This window comes from Streptomyces sp. NPDC002817 (assembly GCF_053592055.1).
The window spans coordinates 158,373-179,986 of the sequence record NZ_JBSFUY010000012.1; the positions used below are offsets into that span (position 1 = coordinate 158,373).

At 69.9% G+C, this 21,614-nt stretch carries 17 protein-coding genes; 8 read left to right on the forward strand and 9 right to left on the reverse strand.

The features are described from left to right. Nucleotides 1-73 precede the first annotated feature (73 nt). The 7 genes from ACWD3I_RS23620 to ACWD3I_RS23650 form a co-directional block, all read right to left on the reverse strand. Nucleotides 74-1,099: a LacI family DNA-binding transcriptional regulator gene (locus ACWD3I_RS23620; protein WP_365399588.1), complete on the reverse strand. Its 1,026-nt coding sequence runs from the start codon at nt 1,097-1,099 to the stop codon at nt 74-76. A 79-nt stretch (nt 1,100-1,178) separates the two neighbouring features. Next, nucleotides 1,179-2,603, reverse strand: a complete 1,425-nt coding sequence (locus tag ACWD3I_RS23625; protein WP_365399585.1) for a BNR repeat-containing protein — start codon at nt 2,601-2,603, stop codon at nt 1,179-1,181. Between the two features lie 43 nt (nt 2,604-2,646). Further along, nucleotides 2,647-2,967, reverse strand: a complete 321-nt coding sequence (locus tag ACWD3I_RS23630) for an L-rhamnose mutarotase (RefSeq protein ID WP_361490901.1) — start codon at nt 2,965-2,967, stop codon at nt 2,647-2,649. 31 nt (nt 2,968-2,998) lie between these two features. Beyond that, nucleotides 2,999-4,078 (reverse strand): rhamnose ABC transporter substrate-binding protein, encoded by a 1,080-nt coding sequence (gene rhaS, locus ACWD3I_RS23635; protein ID WP_365399582.1) that lies wholly within the window; start codon nt 4,076-4,078, stop codon nt 2,999-3,001. Between the two features lie 30 nt (nt 4,079-4,108). Beyond that, the gene (locus tag ACWD3I_RS23640) at nt 4,109-5,098 is read right to left on the reverse strand and encodes an ABC transporter permease (RefSeq protein ID WP_365399580.1); all 990 of its coding nucleotides are present in this window, start codon (nt 5,096-5,098) and stop codon (nt 4,109-4,111) included. After that, complete coding sequence (locus tag ACWD3I_RS23645) at nt 5,091-6,131, reverse strand: ABC transporter permease (RefSeq protein WP_365399577.1); 1,041 nt, start codon at nt 6,129-6,131, stop codon at nt 5,091-5,093. Before ACWD3I_RS23645 ends, ACWD3I_RS23640 begins: the two co-directional genes overlap by 8 nt. Next, nucleotides 6,128-7,645 carry a sugar ABC transporter ATP-binding protein gene (locus ACWD3I_RS23650; protein ID WP_267014141.1) on the reverse strand — a complete coding sequence of 506 codons (1,518 nt, stop codon included), beginning with the start codon at nt 7,643-7,645 and terminating at the stop codon, nt 6,128-6,130. Before ACWD3I_RS23650 ends, ACWD3I_RS23645 begins: the two co-directional genes overlap by 4 nt. Nucleotides 7,646-7,939: 294 nt before the next feature. Between ACWD3I_RS23650 and rhaI the strand changes: the two genes are divergently transcribed. The 6 genes from rhaI (at nt 7,940) to ACWD3I_RS23680 (ending at nt 15,687) form a co-directional block, all read left to right on the forward strand. Then, entirely contained in the window at nt 7,940-9,100 is a 1,161-nt protein-coding gene (gene rhaI / locus ACWD3I_RS23655; RefSeq protein WP_365399573.1) for an L-rhamnose isomerase, read from the forward strand. 138 nt (nt 9,101-9,238) lie between these two features. Continuing rightward, the gene (locus tag ACWD3I_RS23660) at nt 9,239-11,278 is read left to right on the forward strand and encodes a bifunctional aldolase/short-chain dehydrogenase (protein WP_365399570.1); all 2,040 of its coding nucleotides are present in this window, start codon (nt 9,239-9,241) and stop codon (nt 11,276-11,278) included. Nucleotides 11,279-11,283: 5 nt separating this feature from the next. Beyond that, nucleotides 11,284-12,720 carry a rhamnulokinase gene (locus ACWD3I_RS23665; protein WP_365399567.1) on the forward strand — a complete coding sequence of 479 codons (1,437 nt, stop codon included), beginning with the start codon at nt 11,284-11,286 and terminating at the stop codon, nt 12,718-12,720. A 71-nt stretch (nt 12,721-12,791) separates the two neighbouring features. After that, entirely contained in the window at nt 12,792-13,547 is a 756-nt protein-coding gene (locus tag ACWD3I_RS23670) for a (Fe-S)-binding protein (protein WP_365399564.1), read from the forward strand. Then, nucleotides 13,544-15,022: a LutB/LldF family L-lactate oxidation iron-sulfur protein gene (locus ACWD3I_RS23675; RefSeq protein WP_365399561.1), complete on the forward strand. Its 1,479-nt coding sequence runs from the start codon at nt 13,544-13,546 to the stop codon at nt 15,020-15,022. Before ACWD3I_RS23670 ends, ACWD3I_RS23675 begins: the two co-directional genes overlap by 4 nt. Continuing rightward, nucleotides 15,019-15,687, forward strand: a complete 669-nt coding sequence (locus ACWD3I_RS23680) for a LutC/YkgG family protein (protein ID WP_365399558.1) — start codon at nt 15,019-15,021, stop codon at nt 15,685-15,687. Before ACWD3I_RS23675 ends, ACWD3I_RS23680 begins: the two co-directional genes overlap by 4 nt. Here ACWD3I_RS23680 and ACWD3I_RS23685 read toward each other — a convergent pair. Beyond that, nucleotides 15,660-18,713: a family 78 glycoside hydrolase catalytic domain gene (locus tag ACWD3I_RS23685; RefSeq protein ID WP_365399555.1), complete on the reverse strand. Its 3,054-nt coding sequence runs from the start codon at nt 18,711-18,713 to the stop codon at nt 15,660-15,662. The two genes, ACWD3I_RS23680 and ACWD3I_RS23685, sit on opposite strands and share 28 nt — an antisense overlap. A 207-nt stretch (nt 18,714-18,920) precedes the next feature. Here ACWD3I_RS23685 and ACWD3I_RS23690 point away from each other — a divergent pair, with 207 nt between their 5' ends. After that, complete coding sequence (locus tag ACWD3I_RS23690) at nt 18,921-20,075, forward strand: betaine/proline/choline family ABC transporter ATP-binding protein (RefSeq protein WP_365399552.1); 1,155 nt, start codon at nt 18,921-18,923, stop codon at nt 20,073-20,075. 168 nt (nt 20,076-20,243) lie between these two features. Then, nucleotides 20,244-20,651 (forward strand): DUF3224 domain-containing protein, encoded by a 408-nt coding sequence (locus ACWD3I_RS23695; RefSeq protein ID WP_365399549.1) that lies wholly within the window; start codon nt 20,244-20,246, stop codon nt 20,649-20,651. Between the two features lies 1 nt (nt 20,652). Here ACWD3I_RS23695 and ACWD3I_RS23700 read toward each other — a convergent pair whose 3' ends face one another. Continuing rightward, complete coding sequence (locus tag ACWD3I_RS23700; RefSeq protein ID WP_365399546.1) at nt 20,653-21,585, reverse strand: hypothetical protein; 933 nt, start codon at nt 21,583-21,585, stop codon at nt 20,653-20,655. Nucleotides 21,586-21,614 lie beyond the last annotated feature (29 nt).

Sequence of the window (21,614 nt, forward strand, 5' to 3'; positions counted from 1 at the left end):
GGCGCGTCCCAGTTCAGCACATGTCCGTCCGATATCCGATCCCCGGGATCATGAAATCGTACTGACCGGTGGATCAGCGGGCGGAGAGACTCGATCGCCGTACGACCAGTTCCGGCTGGAGCACCACCCGCCGGTGCTCGTGCCGGCGCGTCACGGTCTCCGCCTCCGTCTCCTCCAGCAGCAGTTCCGCGGCCAGGGCTCCCATGGTGACGGCGGGCTGGCGGACCGAGGTGAGGGGGACGGCCGCGGCGGCGGCGAACTCGATGTCGTCGTAGCCGACGATGGCGAGGTCGTCGGGGACGTTTATCCCGGCCGCGTACATCGCCTGGAGCACACCGAGGGCCAGGAGGTCGTTGGCGCAGAAGACGGCGGTGGGGCGGTCGGCGAGGCCGAGGAGGCGGGCGCCGGCGTCCCGTCCGGCCGATACGTCGAGGCGTTCGGTGGGCAGTTCGCGCAGCACCTCGGGGGCGAGGCCGGCCTCGGCGAGCGCGTTGAGGGCGCCGGTGCGACGGTCGCGGACCTGGTTGAAGCCGGGCGGGCCGCTGACGTACGCGATGGAGCGGTGCCCGGCGTCGATGAGATGGCGTACGGCGAGGGCGCCGCCCGCGACGTCGTCGACGGAGACGGAGCACTCCGTGGTCCCCTCGGCGACGCGGTCGACGAGGACGAAGGGGATGCCGTGGCGCCGGAAGCTCTCGATGTTGCGGCCCGTCGCGTCGGCGGGGGTGAGCAGGACGCCCCGGACCCGCTGCTCGGCGAAGAGCGAGAGGTACTCGGCCTCCTCGCCGGGGCTCTGCGCGCTGTTGCAGACCATCACGCCGAGCCCGGCGTCCCGGGCGGCCCGCTCGGCGCCGCGCGCGACGTCCACGAAGAACGGGTTGCCCATGTCGAGGACGAGCAGCCCCATGATCCGGCTACGGCCCGCGCGCAGCTGGCGCGCGGACTCGCTGCGGACGTAACCGAGCCGGTCGATCGCGGACAGGACCCGGGCCCGGGTCTCGGTGGCGACGGAGTCCGGACGATTGATCACGTTCGACACCGTGCCCACCGAGACTCCGGCGGCACGGGCGACGTCCTTGATACCCACCGACTGGGCCATCGGGCAGGGACCTCCAGGTGAACAAGGAGCGGCGGGCAGGCCTTCACATTACCGGCACGCCGCCCCAGGACGACTTCGGTCAGGCGGGAAGCGCGAAGTCGACGACGTGCAGTGCCGAGGGCGTCGTACCGCTGGACTTCTCCTGGTACATGACGGACAGGACGTTGTCGGCCTTGATCCGCATCTCGTCGATCACAACCTCGCCGAACGCGTTGAGACCGCTGCCGTCGAAGAGGATCTTCCAGTCGGTGTATCCGGAGGCCGCGGAGGCTCCGGCGATCCGGCCGAACGGGAAGATCGCGTAGGCGTTGTTGTACTTGTCCAGGACCAGCCTGGTGCGCTGGCTGGAACCCAGTACCACCGGTATCTCGGTCTTCTGCCAGGTGCCCGACGCGTTCTTGCGGACGTGGAACGCCCGGCCGTTCGCGGTGCGGTCGGACACGTAGTTGGTGGTGCACTGGCCGAAGCGACCGGGCACGTAACTGATGATCGCGTGCGGCCGGCCGGCGGAGTCGGTGGCCTGGCTCTCCTGGTTCATCAGGGAGTGGTCCGGGTTGAGCGCGTCGATGACGAGACCGGAGTCGGTGACGGCGACCTTGTCGGAGCCGCCGGTGGTGCCGACGACGGTGCCGGCGTTGTTGCGCCAGGTGCGGCCGCGGTCGTCGGAGTAGACGTAGCCGGTGTCGTGGTTGGTGATGCCGCCGCTGGAGCACATCACGGCGCCGTTCTGCTCTCGCCAGGTGAAGAAGGAGTGCAGTCGGCCGTTGACGTCGTAGTCGATGCCGTGCAGGTACATGTTGCGGGCCGTCGAGGAGCCGTGCTCGCTGGTGTAGGTGCCGGTGGAGCTGGACCACTCGCCGAGGTTCGTCCAGGTCGAACCGTCGTACTCCGCGAGGGCGTTGCGGCCGTTGCCGGATATGGCGACGCGGTAGCTGAGCTGGAGCTTGCCGTCGGGAGTGGAGACGAACTGCGGGTAGGTGAACTGCGAGGTGAGGGCGAGGCCGTCGAGGGTGGACTGCGGTGCGCCGAAGCGGCTCGTGGTCCAGCTCAGTCCGGACGGGTTGTCCATGAGCCCGGCCACCGACTTGACGTAGGTGAAGCCGTCGCTGTGGGAATCCATGTTGAGGTGGAGGCGGCCGTCGACCTTGGAGACGCCCATGGAGATGACGTTGTGGGAGTCGCTGGCCTTGAGGGTGTGACCGACCTTGACCGTCGACCAGGTGCTGCCGCCGAGGACGCGGCGTCCTACGACGGCGTTCTTGTCGGCGGTGTACCAGACGGCGTACTGGTAGCCCTTGTAGGTCAACAGGCCGTTCTTCTGGAACGAGTTGTTGTTGACCAGGCCGTCGTAGGAGACGAAGAAGACGGCCTGGCTGTCGAGCGTGGTGCTGCCGGTCCGGGTGACCGAGGGGCCGGGGTCGGCGGCGCGGGCGGTGCCGGCGCCGAGGGCGGGGGTCATCACGGCACCGGCGAGGGCGGCGCCCAGCAGCGTACGTCTCTTCATCTCGGGGGACTCCATTGTCGGCGAGCGGGAAGCGCGGGTGGGATCAGGCGAGGTGGAACACTTCGGTGAGCGGTTTCATCGCCTCGTCCGGGCGGGATCCGTCGAGGGATTCGAAGAACGGGGCCATCTCGGCCTGCCAGCGGGCGTTGACCTCGGCGGCCTCCATGCCGTCGAGAGCGGCCTGGAAGTCCTCGGTCTCCAGGTAGCCGACCAGCAGGCCGTCATCTCTGAGGAAGAGCGAGTAGTTGTGCCAGCCGGTGGCCGAGAGTGCTTCGAGCATCTCCGGCCACACGGCGGCGTGCCGTTCGCGGTACTCGGCGAGCTTGTCCTGACGGACCTTGAGCAGGAAACAGACGCGCTGCATGAAGTACCAGCTCCCAGCGGGACAGAGGGGCCTAGAAGTTGAACTGGTCGATGTTCTTGGCGTTGAACACGGTCGGCTTGCCGAGGTTGATCACGCCGTCCTTGCCGATGGTGTAGGTGGTGCCGCCGGCCTCGAAGGTCTCGCCTTCCTTACCGGTGATCTGGCCCGAGACCAGCGCCACGGCCGTCTGCGCGGCCAGCGCGCCGAGCTTCGAGGGGTCCCACAGCTCGAACGCCTCGACGGTGCCGTTCTTGACGTACTTGCGCATGTCGTTGGGGGTGCCGAGGCCGGTCAGCTTGACCTTGCCCTTGTACTTGGAGCCCGACAGGTACTGGGCCGCCGCCTTGATGCCGACGGTGGTCGGGGAGATGATCCCCTTCAGGTTCGGGTACTCCTGGAGCAGGCCCTGGGTCTGCTGGAAGGACTGCTGGGCGTCGTCGTTGCCGTACGCGGTCTTGACGAGCTTGATGTCCTTGTACTTGGGGTCCTTCAGCTCGTCCTTCATGAAGTCGATCCAGGTGTTCTGGTTCGTCGCCGTCTGCGCGGCGGACAGGATCGCGATCTCGCCCTTGTAGTCGATCTGTTCGGCGAGCAGCTGCACCTCGGTGCGGCCGAGGTCCTCGGCGGAGGCCTGCGAGACGAAGGCGTTGCGGCAGTCGGCCTTGGTGTCGGAGTCGTAGGTGACGACCTTGATGTCGTTCTTCATGGCCTGCTTGGTCGCGGTGCACAGGGCGCCCGGGTCCTGCGCGGAGATGGCCATCGCGTCGACCTGCTGCTGGGTGAGCGTGTTGACGTAGCTCACCTGCCCGGCGGTGTCGGTGGCGTTGGACGGGCCGACCTCCTTGTAGCTGGAGCCCAGCTCCTTCAGGGCCGCCTCGCCGCCCTTGTCGGCGGAGGTGAAGTAGGGGTTGTTGACCTGCTTGGGCAGGAAGCCGACGGTCAGGCCCTTCTTGGTGGCCGCGTTCGGGTCCGCCTTGGCGGTGGAGGCGGCCGAGGCACCCTCGTCCGCCACGTCCTTCTTGGTGGTGCCGCCACAGGCGGTCAGGGCCAGGGCCAGGGAGGTTCCGGCGGCGAGGGCCGCACAGCTACGACGGAGAGACGACTTGCGCATGATGATGGTCCTTTACGGGGGTGAGCGGATTTACGAGGTCGGAGTCGAGGCGGCTCTGCGGCCCGCCCTCGCCACCGCGATCTGGCGTGCGACCCGGGGGCCCAGCACGGAGAGGACGAGAAGGATGCCGGTGACGACGATCTGCGACTGTGCGGAGACGTCCTGGAGGCTCATCACGTTCTGAAGGGCGCCGAGCAGGAACACCCCGGCGATGGCGCCGCCCAGCGTGCCCTTGCCGCCGTCGAAGTCGATGCCGCCGAGCAGCACCGCCGCGATGACGGACAGTTCGAGCCCGGTCGCGTTGTCATAGCGGGCGCTCGCGTAGTGGAACGCCCAGAAGATCCCGGTGAGCGAGGCCATCAGGCCGGTCACCGTGAACAGGATCAGCTTCTGCCGCTTGACCCGGATGCCGGCGAACCGCGCGGCCTCCTCGCTCGCGCCGATCGCGAACGTGGACCGTCCGAACGGGGTGGCGTGCAGGACGACCAGGGCGATCGCGAACAGCACCAGGAAGGGCAGGAAGGCGTACGGGATGAAGGTGTCCCCGATGCGTCCGGACGCGAAGTCCAGGTACTGGGTGGGGAAGTCGGTCACCGCGTCGGAGCCGAGCACGATCTGTGCGATGCCCCGGTAGGCGGCGAGGGTGCCGATGGTGACGGCGAGGGAGGGCAGCCCGAGCCGGGTGACGAGCAGTCCGTTGACGAGACCGCAGACCACGCCGAGCAGCAGGCAGATCGGGATGATCGTCTCGATCGTCATGCCCTGGTTCCACAGGGCGCCCATCACGGCGCCGGAGAGACCGGCGGTGGAGGCGACCGAGAGATCGATCTCGCCCGAGACGACCAGGAGGGTCATGGGCAGGGCGATCAGGGCGATCGGAAGGGTGCTGCCGATCAGGAACGACAGGTTGAAGGCGTTTCCGAAACCGTCGACCGTTCCGAAGGACAGCAGGAGCACGACGATCAGGACGGCGCCGACGATCGTGTCCCACCGGATCGCGCGGCTGAGGGACTCAGGCATGGCGGGCGTTCCTCTTCTTCAGGGCCGAGGCCACGCGCAGCGCGACGACCCGGTCGACCGCGATGGCGAGGATGAGCAGGATGCCGTTGATGGCGAGCACCCACACGGAGCTGACGCCGAGGGCGGGCAGCACGCTGTTGATGGAGGTCAGCAGCAGGGCGCCGAGGGCGGCGCCGTAGACGCTGCCGGAGCCGCCGGTGAAGACGACGCCGCCGACCACGACCGCGCTGACGACGGTGAGTTCGTAGCCGGTGCCGGTGCCGGAGTCGACGTTGCCGAACCGGGCCAGGTACATCGCGCCGGCGAGTCCGGCGAGGGCCCCGCAGAAGGTGTACGCGGCGAGGATCCGCTTGCGGACGGGGATGCCGGCGAGCCGGGCGGCCTCGGGGTTGGAACCGAGGGCGTACAGCTCACGGCCGCTGCCGAAGTGCTTGAGGTAGTACGCGGTGGCCACCAGCACCGCCAGCGCGATGAGCGCCAGGTACGGCACCGCCGAGATGCCGCCGGAGCCGAAGTCGATGAAGCCGTCCGGGAGGTTGGCCGCCGTGATCTGACGTGAGCCGACCCAGATGGAGTCGATGCCGCGGATGATGTAGAGCGTGCCGAGGGTGACGACGAGCGCGGGGACCTGACCGAGGCTGACGAGCAGTCCGTTGACCAGTCCGCAGCCGATGCCGAGCAGGACCGCGAGCGCGATCGCCACGACGGAGTTGCCGCCGCCCTGGAGATACGTACCGGCGGCGAAGGCGCTGATGCCGAGGGTGGAGCCGACGGACAGGTCGACGTTGCGGGTGATGACGACGAGCGACTGGCCGGTGGCGACCAGCACCAGGATGGTCGCGTTGAGCAGGAGGTCCTTGATGCCCTGCTCGGACAGGAACTCGCTGTTGCCGGCCTGGGTGATGCCGATCATCACCAGGAAGACGACCAGGATGGCGAGTTCGCGCATCTTGAAGACCCGGTCGACCAGGCGGGTGCCGCTGGACTTGGGCACCTCGGCGACGGGGGTCTTGTCGGTGGTGGTCACCGTCATGCGGCGGCCCTCCCCGTGGCTGCGGCCATCACGGTTTCCTCGGTGGCTTCGGAGCGCGGGATCTCGGCGGTGAGGCGGCCCTCGTGCATCACCAGCACGCGGTCGGCCATGCCGAGGATCTCGGGCAGGTCGGAGGAGATCATCAGGACGGCCACTCCGTCGGCGGCGAGTTCGCTGAGCAGCCGGTGCACCTCGGCCTTGGTACCGACGTCGATGCCACGGGTGGGCTCGTCGACGATCAGCACCTTGGGGCCGGTGGCCAGCCACTTGGCGAGGACGACCTTCTGCTGGTTGCCGCCGGACAGGGTGTTGACCGTGTCGGCGATGCGGGCGTACTTCACCTGGAGCTTGACCGCCCAGTCGAGGGAGCGGCTGCGCTCGGCGCCGCGGTCCATCAGGCCGGCCTTCACGGTCGTACGGAGTCCGGTGAGGCCGATGTTGCGCTCGATGGACATGTCCATCACCAGGCCCTGGGCGCGCCGGTCCTCGGGGACGAGGGCGAGCCCGGAGGCCATGGCGGTGGAGGGGGCTCCGTTCGTCAGGGCCTTGCCGTCGACGTCGACCTCCCCCGCGTCCCAGCGGTCGATGCCGAAGACGGCCCGGGCGACCTCGGTGCGGCCGGCGCCGACCAGTCCGGCGAGGCCGACGATCTCACCGCGCCGCACATCGAAGGAGACGTCGGTGAAGACGCCCTCCCGGGTCAGCCGGCGCACGCTGAGCGCCACCTCGCCCGCCTCGACGTCCTGCTTGGGGTAGAGCTCGTCGAGGTCGCGGCCGACCATCCGGCGGACGAGGTCGTCCTCGGTCATGCCCTCGATCGGCTCACTGGCGATCCAGGCGCCGTCGCGCAGCGTGGTCACCCGCCGGCAGATCTGGAAGATCTCCTCCAGCCGGTGGGAGATGAACAGCACCGCGGCGCCCTGTTCGCGCAGGGTGCGTACGACTCCGAAGAGCCGGGCGACCTCGCTGCCGGTCAGGGCCGCGGTCGGTTCGTCCATGATCAGGACGCGGGCGTCGAAGGAGAGCGCCTTGGCGATCTCGACGATCTGCTGGTCCGCGATGGACAGGCCGCGTGCGGGGCGGTCGGGGTCGAGTTCGACGCCCAGCCGCTGCATCAGGGCGGCTGTCGCCGCGTGGGTGGCCTTGTGGTCGATGCGGCCGAGAGCGCGCCGGGGCTGGCGGCCCATGAAGATGTTCTCGGCGATCGAGAGGTCGGGGAAGAGGGTGGGCTCCTGGTAGATCACGGCGATGCCGGCGTCGCGGGCGTCGCCGGGGCCGTGGAAGACGACGGGCGCGCCGTCGAGCAGCACCTGGCCGGCGTCCGGCCGGTGCACCCCCGCGAGGGTCTTGATGAGGGTCGACTTGCCCGCGCCGTTCTCTCCGGCGAGTGCGTGCACTTCGCCGGGGAACAGCTCCAGGGACACGTCCCGCAGGGCGCGTACGGCGCCGAAGGACTTCGAGATGTCCTTGAGCGCCAGCACCGGGGCGGGACCCGCGTCGGACGGGTGGGTCATGAGGGGCTCCTCGACGACGCCCGGGCCCTGCCTCACGGCGTCGTGAAAGGTTTCAACTTGGTTGCCGGGACGTTAGGCATGCAGTGCATGTCACGTCAATGGGTTCGTGTCGAAAAACTTTCGATGCACATAGGTCACAGCCGGGTCACGAGCAACAGGCTTGGTCGCAGGGCTTGACACCTCTGCGGACGGCTCATAACTTCCCCTCTTGAATCGTTTCATACAGAAGCTCTCTCGGAACGTTTCTTGGAACCTTTCAAGAACCCTCCGACCCGACGTCACAGGAGCCCCGAAGTGACCGAGCTCGCCGCGGTGAAGGCCGCGCTCAAGACACAGGCAGTCGAGACACCGTCGTGGGCGTACGGGAACTCGGGAACCCGCTTCAAGGTGTTCGCGCAACAGGGTGTTCCGCGTACCCCGCAGGAGAAGCTGGACGACGCCTCCCAGGTGCACGCCCTCACGGGCGTCGCACCGACCGTCGCCCTGCACATTCCGTGGGACAAGGTCGACGACTACGCGGCGCTGGCGAAGCACGCGCAGGACCGCGGGGTGAAGCTCGGCGCGATCAACTCCAACACCTTCCAGGACGACGACTACAAGCTCGGCAGCATCTGCCATCCCGAGGCCGCGGTGCGGCGCAAGGCGGTGGATCACCTGCTGGAGTGCGTCGACATCATGGACGCCACCGGCTCCGCCGATCTGAAGCTGTGGTTCGCCGACGGTACGAACTATCCCGGTCAGGACGACATCCGGGCCCGGCAGGACCGGCTGGCCGAGGGTCTCGCCGAGGTGTACGAGCGGCTCGGGGACGGGCAGCGGATGCTGCTGGAGTACAAGTTCTTCGAGCCGGCCTTCTACACCACCGACGTGCCGGACTGGGGGACGGCGTACGCCCACTGCCTGAAGCTGGGGCCCCAGGCGCAGGTCGTGGTCGACACCGGGCATCACGCTCCCGGGACCAACATCGAGTTCATCGTCGCGACGCTGCTCAGGGAGGGCAAGCTCGGCGCCTTCGACTTCAATTCCCGGTTCTACGCGGATGACGACCTCATGGTGGGTGCGGCTGATCCGTTCCAGCTGTTCCGGATCATGTACGAGGTGATCCGTGGCGGCGGGTTCACGCCGGACGTGGCGTTCATGCTCGATCAGTGCCACAACATCGAGGCGAAGATTCCCGCGATCATCCGTTCGGTGATGAATGTGCAGGAAGCGACGGCGAAGGCGCTGCTGGTCGACCGCGTCGCTCTGGCTGAGGCGCAGGCCTCCGGGGATGTGCTCGGTGCGAATGCCGTGGTGATGGATGCGTACAACACGGACGTGCGTCCGTTGCTGCGTGAGGTGCGTGAGGAGATGGGGCTGGATGCGGATCCCATCGGGGCGTACGCGCGGTCCGGGTGGGCGCAGAAGATCGTTGCCGAGCGCGTCGGTGGCGAGCAGGCCGGGTGGGGTGCGTAAGCGTCTGCCGGGTTCCGTCGTCTGCGGGGTGCGGGCCGTACGTGGCTGGTCGCGCCCACGCGGCGGAGCCGCAAATCGATACAGCCCCGCGCCCCTAGGTGTCTCCACTTCCCCTCTGTTCAGAAGGACTGAGAGTTCATGGCCATCCATCCTGAAGCCGCCGCTCTGCTGGCCCGGTCCCACCGGCTCGGCGCCGATCCCCGTAACACCAACTACGCCGGGGGCAACGCCTCCGCCAAGGGCAGCGACACCGATCCCGTCACCGGGGGTGATGTGGAGCTGATGTGGGTCAAGGGGTCCGGTGGGGACCTCGGGACGCTGACCGAGGGTGGGCTGGCAGTCCTACGGCTGGACCGGATGCGCGCGCTGGTCGACGTGTATCCCGGCGTCGAGCGCGAGGACGAGATGGTCGCCGCCTTCGACTACTGCCTGCACGGCAAGGGTGGGGCGGCTCCGTCCATCGACACCGCCATGCACGGACTCGTGGAAGCCGCGCACGTCGATCATCTGCATCCCGACTCCGGGATCGCGCTCGCCTGTGCCGCCGACGGGGAGAAGCTGACCGCCGAGTGCTTCGGTGACACCGTGGTGTGGGTGCCGTGGCGCCGGCCCGGGTTCCAGCTGGGGCTGGACATCGCCGCGGTCAAGGAGGCCAATCCGCAGGCCGTCGGGTGCATTCTCGGTGGGCACGGGATCACCGCCTGGGGGGACACCTCCGAGGAGTGCGAACGGAACTCGCTGCACATCATCCGGACCGCCGAGGCGTTTCTGGAGGAGCGCGGCAAGGCCGAGCCCTTCGGGCCGGTGATCGAGGGCTACGGTGCGCTGGAGGCCTCGGCGCGGCGCGAGCGCGCCGCCGCCCTGGCGCCGTACGTGCGTGCCCTCGCTTCCCAGGACAAGCCGCAGGTGGGGCACTTCACCGACGCCGACGTGGTGCTCGACTTCCTGGCCGCCGCCGAGCACCCCCGGCTCGCCGCGCTCGGGACCTCCTGCCCGGACCACTTCCTGCGGACCAAGGTGGCGCCGCTCGTTCTCGACCTGCCGCCGGCCGCGCCGCTGGACGAGGCCGTCGCCCGGCTGAAGGAGCTGCACGCCTCCTATCGCGAGGAGTACGCCGCCTACTACCGGCGGAACGCCCTGCCCGACTCCCCCGCGATGCGCGGTGCGGACCCGGCGATCGTGCTGATCCCCGGCGTGGGCATGTTCTCCTTCGGCAAGGACAAGCAGACCGCGCGGGTGGCCGGCGAGTTCTACGTCAACGCCATCAACGTGATGCGCGGCGCGGAGGCCGTTTCTACGTACGCGCCCATCGAGGAGTCCGAGAAGTTCCGTATCGAGTACTGGGCTCTCGAGGAGGCCAAGCTCCAGCGGATGCCCAAGCCGAAGCCGCTCGCCACTCGGGTCGCGCTGGTGACGGGTGCGGGCAGCGGGATCGGCAAGGCGATCGCGCAGCGGCTGGTCGCCGAGGGCGCCTGTGTCGTCGTCGCCGATCTCAACGCCGAGAACGCCGCCGCGGTCGCCGAGGAGCTCGGCGGGGCCGACAAGGCCGTCGCCGTGACGGTGGACGTGACCTCCGAGGAGCAGATCGCCGAGGCCTTCAAGGCCGCCGCGCTCGCCTTCGGCGGCGTGGATCTCGTCGTCAACAACGCCGGGATCTCCATCTCCAAGCCGCTCCTGGAGACGTCGGCCAAGGACTGGGACCTCCAGCACGACATCATGGCCCGGGGTTCGTTCCTCGTCTCGCGCGAGGCCGCCCGGGTGATGATCGCGCAGGAGCTGGGCGGCGACATCGTCTACATCGCCTCCAAGAACGCCGTCTTCGCCGGCCCCAACAACATCGCCTACTCCGCCACCAAGGCCGACCAGGCCCACCAGGTGCGACTCCTCGCCGCCGAGCTGGGCGAGCACGGCATCCGGGTCAACGGGATCAACCCGGACGGCGTGGTGCGCGGTTCCGGGATCTTCGCCGCCGGCTGGGGCGCTCAGCGCGCCGCCGTGTACGGCGTGGAGGAGGAGAAGCTGGGCGAGTTCTACGCGCAGCGGACCATCCTCAAGCGCGAGGTGCTGCCCGAGCATGTCGCCAACGCCGTCTTCGCCCTCACCGGCGGGGAGCTGACCCACACCACCGGTCTGCACATCCCGGTCGACGCCGGCGTCGCGGCCGCCTTCCTGCGGTGACGGGCGTGAAGTCGTACGCCGCGGTCGACCTCGGCGCGTCCAGCGGACGTGTCATGGTCGGCCGCGTCGGGCCGGACAGCCTGGAGCTGGCCGAGGCGCACCGCTTCCCAAACCGGCCCGTGCGCACTCCCGAAGGGCTGCGCTGGGACGTTCTCTCGCTGTACGGCGGTGTCCTGGACGGACTCCGGTCGGCGGGGCAGGTCGACTCGGTCGGCATCGACAGCTGGGCCGTGGACTACGGGCTCCTCGACACGGACGGGGCGCTGCTCGGCAACCCCGTGCACTACCGGGACTCCCGGACCGACGGCATCGCCGAGAAGGTCTGGGCGACCGTGCCGGCCGAGGAGTTGTACGCGGCCACCGGGTTGCAGTACGCGCCCTTCAACACGCTGTACCAGCTCACGGCGGCCCGCGCTTCGGCTCGACTGTCGCAGGCCGAGCGGCTGTTGCTCATCCCGGACCTCCTCACGTACTGGCTGACCGGCGAGCAGGGCACCGAGCTCACCAACGCCTCGACGACCCAGCTGATCGATCCCCGGACGCGCGAGTGGTCGTACGACATCGCCGCGCGGCTCGGGATCGACCTGGACCTCTTCGCGCCGCTGCGGCAGCCCGGCGATCCGGCCGGTGTGCTGCGGCCCGAGGTGCTGGAGGAGACCGGGCTCGCCGGGCCCGTGCCGGTGACGGCCGTCGGTTCGCACGACACCGCGTCCGCGGTGGCCGCCGTACCGGCCGGGGGCGAGCGGTTCGCCTACATCTGCACCGGAACCTGGTCGCTGGCGGGCCTCGAACTGGACGCGCCCGTGTTGACCGAGGAGAGCCGGGCCGCCAACTTCACCAACGAGCTGGGGCTGGACGGCACGGTTCGGTATCTGCGGAACATCATGGGGCTGTGGCTGCTCCAGGAGTGCGTACGGGCCTGGGGCGAGCCGGAGTTGGGGGCGCTGCTCCTCGACGCGGCCAAGGTGCCGGCGCTGCGGTCGGTCGTGGACGCGGGAGACGCGGCGTTCCTGGCGCCGGGGCGGATGCCGGAGCGGATCGCCGAGGCGTGCCGTGTCTCGGGGCAGCCGGTGCCCGCCTCCCCTGCCGAGATCACGCGCTGCATCCTCGACTCGCTGGCCCTCGCCCACCGCAGGGCGATCGCCGACGCACAGCGGCTCGCCGGGCACCCGGTCGACGTCGTGCACGTGGTGGGCGGCGGCACCCGCAACGCGCTGCTGTGCCAGCTGACCGCCGACGCCTGCGGGCTGCCGGTGGTCGCGGGCCCGACGGAGGCGGCGGCCCTCGGGAACGTCCTGGTCCAGGCCCGGGCCCATGGGCTCGTCGGCGACCTCGCGGACGGACGGCGGCTGCTCACCCGTACGCAGCCCTTGACCCGGTACGAGCCCCAGGGGGACACCGCACCGTGGCGCGAGGCGGAGGCCCGGCTCGCCGATCGGTGAGCGGGGTCTCCCCCGCGCCCCCCTGCCGCACTACGCTTCACTCATCCGATGATCGATCACAAGGAGCCGCGATGCGTGTCGCCCTGTTCCTGACCTGTGTCAACGACACGCTCTATCCGGACACCGGGCGCGCCGTGGTGAAACTGCTGACCAGGCTGGGCGTCGAGGTCGACTTCCCGATGGCCCAGACCTGCTGCGGACAGGCGCACTACAACACCGGCTACCGCCATGAGGCGGAGCCGATGGCCCGGCATTTCTCCGATGTCTTCGGGGAGTACGAGGCGATCGTCACGCCGTCCGGATCGTGCGGGGCGATGGTGCGGGAGCTGTATCCGCGGATGGGTGAGCGGGCCCGGGCCGAGGGGCGCGGGGACGGCCTCGCGACCACGCTGGCGCCCGTGATCCCGAAGACGTACGAGCTCACGGAGTTCCTGGTGGACGTCCTCGGGGTCACGGATGTCGGCGCCTACTACCCGCACAAGGTGACCTACCACCCGACCTGTCACGGACTGCGCAGCCTGGGGCTGGGCGACCGGCCCCGGCGGCTGCTCCAGGCCGTGAAGGGACTGGAGCTGGTGGAGCTGCCGGGTGCGGAGGAGTGCTGTGGGTTCGGCGGCACCTTCGCGCTGAAGAACGCCGATGTCTCGGCGGCGATGGGCGCGGACAAGGTGCGCAACGCCGAGTCGACCGGCGCCGACGTGCTGTGCGCGGCCGACAACTCCTGTCTGATGCACATCGGCGGCACGATGGCCCGGCTGAGCACGGGCATGCGGCCGGTGCACATCGCGGAGATCCTGGCGGGCACAGAGGAGGAGCCGGCGGCATGAGCGGAACGTTCGTAGGAATGCCGGCCTTTCCCGAGGCCGCGCACGAGGCCGTCAACAACCAGACCCTGCGCAGCAATCTGCGGCATGCCACGCACACCATCCGCGGCAAGCGCGAGAAGGCCGTCGCCGAGGTCTCCGACTGGGCGGAGCTGCGCGAGGCGGGCAAGCGCATCAAGGACCACACGCTCCGTCATCTCGACCGGTATCTCGTGCAGTTGGAGGAGTCGGTGACGGCCGCGGGCGGCACCGTCCACTGGGCCGCCGACGCCGACGAGGCCAACCGGATCGTGACGCGACTGGTCAAGGAGACCGGCGAGTCGGAGGTCGTCAAGGTCAAGTCGATGGCCACGCAGGAGATCGGGCTCAACGAGGCGCTGGAGGAGGAGGGGATCCGCGCCTACGAGACCGATCTCGCCGAGCTCATCGTGCAGTTGGGCAAGGACCGGCCCTCGCACATCCTCGTTCCGGCGATCCACCGCAACCGGGGCGAGATCCGGGACATCTTCGAGCGCGAGATGAGCGAGTGGGGGCGTCCGGCACCCGACGGGCTCACCGACACGCCCGCCGAACTCGCCGAGGCCGCCCGCCTCCACCTCCGCGAGAAGTTCCTGCGCGCCAAGGTCGGCGTCTCCGGCGCCAACTTCATGATCGCCGAGACCGGCACGCTGGTGGTCGTGGAGTCCGAGGGCAACGGACGGATGTGTCTGACCCTGCCCGAGACGCTGATCTCGGTCGTCGGCATCGAGAAGATCCTGCCGACCTGGCAGGACCTGGAGGTCTTCCTCCAGACGCTCCCCCGCTCGTCGACGGCCGAGCGCATGAACCCGTACACCTCGATGTGGACCGGCACTTCGGACGAGGACGGTCCGCGCGCCTTCCACCTGGTCCTGATCGACAACGGCCGCACCGACACCCTCGCCGACGAGGTCGGCCGCCAGGCCCTGCGCTGCATCCGCTGCTCGGCGTGCCTGAACGTCTGCCCGGTCTACGAGCGGGCCGGCGGCCACGCCTACGGCTCGGTCTACCCCGGCCCGATCGGCGCCATCCTCAGCCCTCAACTGAGGGGCACCCAAAGCGAGATCGACGCCTCGCTGCCGTACGCGTCCTCGCTGTGCGGGGCCTGCTACGAGGTGTGCCCGGTCGCCATCGACATCCCCGAAGTGCTGGTGCATCTGCGGGAACGGATCGTGGAGGGCGGCCCGGTGGTCCGCGAGGGCAACAAGGTCGTGCTCAAGCCGGCCAAGGGACATGCCGCCGAGCGGGCGGCCATGCGGGCGGCCCGTTGGGCGTTCGCCCACCCCGGCGCCCTGCGCACCGGCCAGCGCCTGGCCTCCCGCACCCGCCGCCTCCACCCGCGCAAGCTGCCGGGTCCCGGCAAGGCGTGGAGCGGCACCCGGGACCTGCCGGCACTGCCGGCCGAGCCGTTCCGGGACTGGTGGCAGCGGACCAACGGTGGAAAGGGCGGTGCGAAGTGAGCAGCAGGGAACGGATCCTGGGCCGGGTGCGGCGCGCGCTGGCGGATGTCCAGCAGGACGACACGCCGTACGACCAGGCGGTCGCACGGGACTATCTGCGCGAGCACGGCGACCGGAGTGTCGCGCAGACCGTCGATCTGCTGGCCGAGAACCTCGCCGACTACCGTGCCGTCGTGCACCGTTGCACCGCCGACGACCTGGCCGTGACGATCGCCGGGATGCTGGCCGCACAGGGCGCGAAGACGGTGCTCGTGCCGCCGGGTCTCGAACCGTCCTGGCTCGCCGAGACCGAGGCGGAGCAAGTACCGGACCGGATCGAGAGCACCCCTCATGAGCTGGACCGGATCGACAGTGTCGTCACGGCGTGCGCGGTGGCCGTGGCCGAGACCGGCACGATCGTGCTGGACGGCTCCCCCGACCAGGGCCGCCGCCGTATCACCCTCGTCCCCGACCACCACATCTGTGTCGTACGGGTCCCGGAGCAGGTGGTCTCCTCCGTGCCCCAGGCGCTCGAACGCCTCGACCCGACCCGCCCGTTGACATGGATCTCCGGTCCTTCGGCGACCAGTGACATCGAGCTGGACCGGGTCGAGGGGGTGCACGGTCCGCGCACCCTGGAGGTGGTGCTGGTGGGCGATCAGTCGATCGTGGAGGTCAACTCGTAGCGTCCGGACGGGAGTCGGTAGGACGCGACGCCGTCCGCGAAGCCCAGGTGCTTCACGCCCCGGACGCGTGACAGGGGTGTCCGGCCCTCGCGGACGGTGTCGGGGTCGGTCGTGGGGATGCGCAGGGTGGCCGTGCTGTTGGCGGGGACCGTGGCCCGGTAGTGCAGGCCGCGGTCCCGCGCCGTCCACGCACTGACGATCTCGCCGTAGGGCGACACGTGCGAGCCGGACACCCGGGTGATCCTGCCGGTCGGGTCGAGGTGCGGCCTGAGGAAGAAGTGCTTGAAGCCGGGGTGGGCCGGGTCCTTGGCGATGCCGGCCATGCTCTCGTACATCCACTCCATGATCGCGCCGTAGGAGTAGTGGTTGAACGAGTTCATCTCGACCGGCCCGAAGCCGTCCTCCTTCGAGTACGAGTTCCAGCGCTCCCAGATCGTCGTGGCGCCGTTGCGCACCGAGTACAGCCAGGAGGGCATCGCGTCCTGGTGGAGGAGGGCGTAGGCGAGGTCGGCGCGGCCCTCGTCGGTGAGCACCGGGGCGAGGACGTTCACGCCGAGGAAGCCGACGGCGAGGGTGTTCTCGCCGTAGCGCACGCGGGTGCTGTCGGGGTGGGCGGCCTTGTAGGCCTCGTCGTTGGCGATGTTGTCGGCGAGCAGTGTGACGAGTTGGCGGCGCTGGGCCCCGGTGTCGTAGAAGCCGAGTTTGAGGACCCACAGGAGGGCGGTCTGGCTGTCGTCCTCGGGCGTGCCGCCGAGCCACTCGGGTGCCTTGCCCAGGCTGGAGCGGACGGTGACCTGTCCCGTGGTCGCGTCGGTGGCCAGGTACTTGGTGACGAAGGCCTGCTTGATACGGGAGAAGAGGTCCTCGTAGGTGCCGGCCTCGGCGGTGCGCCCGGTGGCGTGGGCCATGTCGGCCATGAGGCGGGCGCTGTGGCCGTAGTAGATGTCGCTGATCAGCTGGGTGCTGGTGTCCTGGAAGGCCAGCCAGTCGCCGAAGATGGCGCCCTGCCCGGCGTAGGTGTCGCCGGTGCGCCGGCGGATCCAGTCCAGGTACTTGGTCATCGCGGCCCAGCTGCGGTCGATGACGGTGGTGTCGCCGGACATCTGCCACACCGTCCACGGCACGACCACACCGCAGTCCGCCCAACCGCTCGCCGGGATGGGCTGGTTGTAGCGGCTGCCGGGGGCCACCCAGGTGAACTGGGCGCCGTCCAGGCCGTAGATCCGCTGTGAGTCGATCAGGGATTCCTCGAAGTGGCTGAGGAAGTTGACCGTGTCGGCGTTGTAGAGGCCGGTGTTGGAGAAGAGCTGGGTGTCGCCGGTCCAGCCGAGGCGTTCGTCGCGTTGCGGGCAGTCGGTGGGCACCCACAGGTAGTTGCCGCGCTGGCCCCAACGGACGTTGCCGATCAGCTGGTTGATGTCGGCGTCGTCCGTGGTGACGGTGCCGATGTCGTGGATCGCGGAGGTGGCGACCCGGCCGGTGAACCCGGTGAGGGTGACAGTGCCGGTGGTGGTGACGGAGACGTAGCGGAAGCCGTAGAAGGTCAGCGAGTCCTGGTGGGTCTCGCCCTGCGGGTCGCCCTTGAGGGTGTAGGTGCTGGTGGCCTTGGCGGCGCGGAGGTTGGCCCGGTAGACGGAGCCCTCGGGGCCGTCGGCGCCCTCGCTCGTGTCGTTGAGCATCTCCCCCGGCTTGAAGGCGACTTGGGCGCCCTCGGGGCCGCTCAGGGTGTAGCGGGGGACGCCGACCAGGTTCTGGCCGAGGTCGATCACGGCGGTCTCGCCGGGGCGGAGGGTGACGGGGAGGATGGCGGTGCGGCTCTCGCGGAACGCGTCGCCGTACACGGTGATCGACTGGGGCTCGCGGTCCCACTCGGGCATCAGGCGGGCGCTCTCACCGGGGTAGGCCACCAGCCGGGAGTCCGGGAACCTGGTCGTGAAGTCGTGCTCCTCGACTCCGGACCAGGCGGAGGCGTCGAAGCCGCCCGCCGTCCAGCCGGGTATCTCCTCGCGGGCGTCGTAGGTCTGTCCGTCGTAGATGTCGTCGGCGCGGTACGGGCCGGTGTCGGTGGCCTTCCAGTCGTCGCCGGGTACGGTCACGACGGTCTGGGTGGAGCCGTCGGCGTACCGGATCAGGAGGCGGGCCTTGAGCGCGAGACGGTCGCCGTCGGCGGAGTAGTACGAACTCCCTTCGGAGACGCGGCTGTTGTACCAGCCGTTGCCCAGCACCGCCGCGAGCGTGGCCTGCCGCTCCCCGGCGATCAGGGCGGTGACGTCGTAGGTCAGGTAGCTGACGCGGGCGTCGTAGTTGGTCCAGCCCGGCGCGAGGAGCTCGAGGGTGGTGCCGCTGCCCTGCGGTACCGCGACCCGGCGGCCGTTGACGTAGGCGTCGTACACGCCGAGGGCGGAGATGTAGAGCCGGGCCTCGCGCACTCGTCCCCGCCGGAGGGCTGCCTCGGTGCGCAGCAGGGGCGCGCCTTCGCTGTTCGGCGCCTTGCCGGCCATGGTGATCCACCGGGCGCCGTCCCAGCCGGTGACGCCGTCGGTGCTCAGCAGGCCCGTCTCGAAGTGGGCGGTCGGGGTGCCGGGGAGGGCCCGGCCGTTCTCGTCCCAGACCCGGACCGTCCAGTGGTAGCGGGTCGAGGGGCGGAGGTCGTCGCCGTCGTGGCGGACCGCCACGGACCGCGCCGAGGTGACGCGTCCGCTGTCCCACACGTCCCCCTGGCCGCGGGCCAGGCGGTCGGGCGAGGAGGCGACCAGGATGCGGTACGCCGTCTGGCGGCGGCCGCGGGTCGCGGACGCCGTGCGCCAGCCGAACCTGGGGCGGGTGGCGTCCACGCCGAGCGGGTTCGTGCGGTGTTCGACCGTCAGGCCCTCGACGGCGGTGCGGTCCGCGGCGGGTGCGGCGGAGGCGGCTCCCGCGCCGCCGATGCCACCCGCCATGGCCACCGGTACGGCGCCCAACGCCGTGGTGAGAACCGTTCTGCGGCGTACTGTCCCGCCGTTCGTGCTGTCGACTCCGTCGGTCATGCCGTAGTCCCTTCGGCTGCTCGGAGTTGTATCGATTCAGCTCGGTTGGCGGTTGAAGTTAGTGTCGATCGGTAAGCATGTCTACCGGCTGAGCAGTGCGATTTTCAGGCAGATGATTGAAACCGTTCAAAACCGGAACCCACCCTTCGCCAGCCGGTGGGACCCCACGGGAAGGCGGTGCGCGACGCGCGCCGCTAGCGTGAGTGCATGATCCGGTTCGAGCAGGTCAGCAAGCGGTATCCGGACGGCACGACGGCCGTGGACGGCCTGAGTTTCGAGGTGTCCGAGGGTGAACTCGTCACGCTCGTGGGCCCGTCCGGCTGCGGCAAGACGACCACCATGATGATGGTCAACCGGCTGATCGAGCCGACCTCGGGACGGATCCTCGTGAACGGCGACGACATCGCCGCTGTCGACCCGGTACGGCTGCGGCGCCGGATCGGGTACGTCATCCAGCAGGTCGGGCTCTTCCCGCACCGCACGATCCTCGACAACACGGCGACCGTGCCGGCGCTGGTCGGCTGGAAGCGGGAGAGGGCGCGGGCGCGCGCCGCCGAGCTGCTCGATCTGGTGGGCCTGGACCCGAAGCTGTACGGGCCGCGCTATCCCGACCAGTTGTCCGGCGGACAGCGGCAGCGCGTCGGTGTGGCGCGGGCGCTGGCCGCCGATCCGCCGGTGCTGCTGATGGACGAGCCGTTCGGCGCGGTCGACCCGGTGGTGCGCGAGCAGTTGCAGGACGAGTTCCTGCGGATGCAGGCCGCGGTGCGCAAGACGGTACTGCTGGTCACGCACGACATCGAGGAGGCGGTACGCCTCGGCGACCGGATCGCCGTGTACGGGCAGGGCCGGATCGAGCAGTTCGACACGCCCGGCACGGTTCTCGGGGCGCCGGCGACGCCGTACGTGGCCGAGTTCGTGGGCGCCGACCGTGGGCTGAAGCGGCTCTCGGTCACCGACATCGAGGCCGACGACCTGGAACAGCCGCCTTTGGCCCGCCCGGACGAGCCGGCCGGGACTGCGGCGGCGCGGCTGGGTGCGGAGGGGGCGCGCTGGGCCGTCGTCCTGGACGACCAGGGCGAACTGCACGGCTGGGTCGGCGTCGACGACCTCGGGGCGGGCGGCACGGTGGGCGACCGGGCGCACCGGATGAACGCCTGGGTACCGGTGGGCGCGCCGCTGAAGCAGGCTTTCGGCGTGATGCTCCAGCACGACGCGGGGTGGGTCGCGGTGCTGGACGGGGCACGCTTCCTGGGGGTGCTGACTCCGGCGAAGCTGCACGAGGCGCTGCGGAGGTCGGTGGACGCGGACGCCCTCGGGGTGCCGCGGGACCAGGTGCGGTTCGACTCGGTGGCCGACGCGTAGGCGCTCCGCCGGGTGGGCCGTGGGGGTGGGTGCGCCGTGATGGTTGTCTGTCGTCTGCGGGTCCGTTGTGGCTGGTCGCGCAGTTCCCGCGCCCCTGAAGGGCCCTGCGGGCCTCCTCACGGGCGCGGACCGTGAGCCATTGTCAGTGGTGCGTCCTACGCTCGCGGGATGAGAGCTTCGGGAACCTTCAACGTCGCGGACTTCACGCCCGCCTCCGTACCGGCCCCGGCGATCGAGACGGCTGTGCCCGTCGGGGTCGCCACGATGGAGAAGGAGTACGAGGGGGAGGTCGCCGGGCGCTCGGCGACCCTGTTCACCGCCGCGTACGACCAGACCTCCGGGGTCGGGACGTATGTGGCGATGGAGTCCTTCGAGGGCTCGCTGCACGGGAAGGCGGGCGCGTTCAACTTCGCGCACTCCGCGACGACCCTGGGCACGGGCAGGCAGAACGAGTTCTTCGTCGTGGTCCCGGGCAGCGGCACGGGCGCACTGAACGGGATCACCGGGTCCGGCGGTATGGCGGTCGACGAGGACGGCACGCACCGGGTGTGGTTCGACTACGAGCTGGACGCGTAGCTCACGAGCCCTTGCCCGGCCGGCGGGTCGAGTCGCGGCCCAGGATGCCGAAGGCCCAGCGTTCGTTGAAGCCCGCCACGAAACCGATGGCGCACCAGAAACCCCAGAAGTCGGTGCCCTTGACGGCGGAGCCGGGGCTGCCCGGGGCCGGGCAGATCTCCGCCGCCGTGGCGGGCGTCTGGAAGACCGGCACGATACCACCGCTGAACAGGAAGTAGACGGCCAGCGCCAGGACCCAGCCGACGAAGACCCGGTAGAGACCCTCGTGGCGCATGCTGCGGGCCATCTGGCCGGGTACGACCACGCCCTCGCGCCCGTTGGTCTGCCGGCGCGCGAGCTGGTCGGCGCTGCCCCGCAGCCGGACGAGAACGCTGAGCACCGCGCCGAACGCGCCGACGCCTCCGCACACAAAGGCGCCGAGCAGGCTCCAGCGGTTGGTGCAGTTGAGCGTCACGCCCATCGACCCGAGCAGGCCCACGCCCCACAGCAGGGGCGCGGCGAGCAGCACCAGGCTGACGGCCGCCCCGAGTCCGAGGCCGATGTTGAGGCCTCGGCTCACGGCCGTGGCACTGTCCTGTGCGAGCCGGCCCCGCAGGTCGGCGATCTCCTGGTCCAGATACTCGGCCACGTGTTCGTTCGGCTTCTGGTCGCCGAGCCGTGGGTCGGTCAGCGCGTTGCCGAGGACCCGCAGCACGGTGATCCGAGCCGAGACCCGCGTCCGTTGTTCGAAGGCGCGTTGCGAGCTCCCGTAGAGCAGCTGCAGTTGAAGCTGCTGTTCGGGATACAGATCGCCGAACTGCACATAGGCGCTCTCGAATCCGGCCGGCACCACGTCGACGAGCCCCTCGGGCCGGAGTTCGGTGTCCGCGCCGTCGAGCGACTGAAGCATTCCCCGCCACCACGGGTGGCGGTCTCCCCCGTTGTTGTCCCCCATGAACCGGGTGTACCCGCGCGGACGGGCCC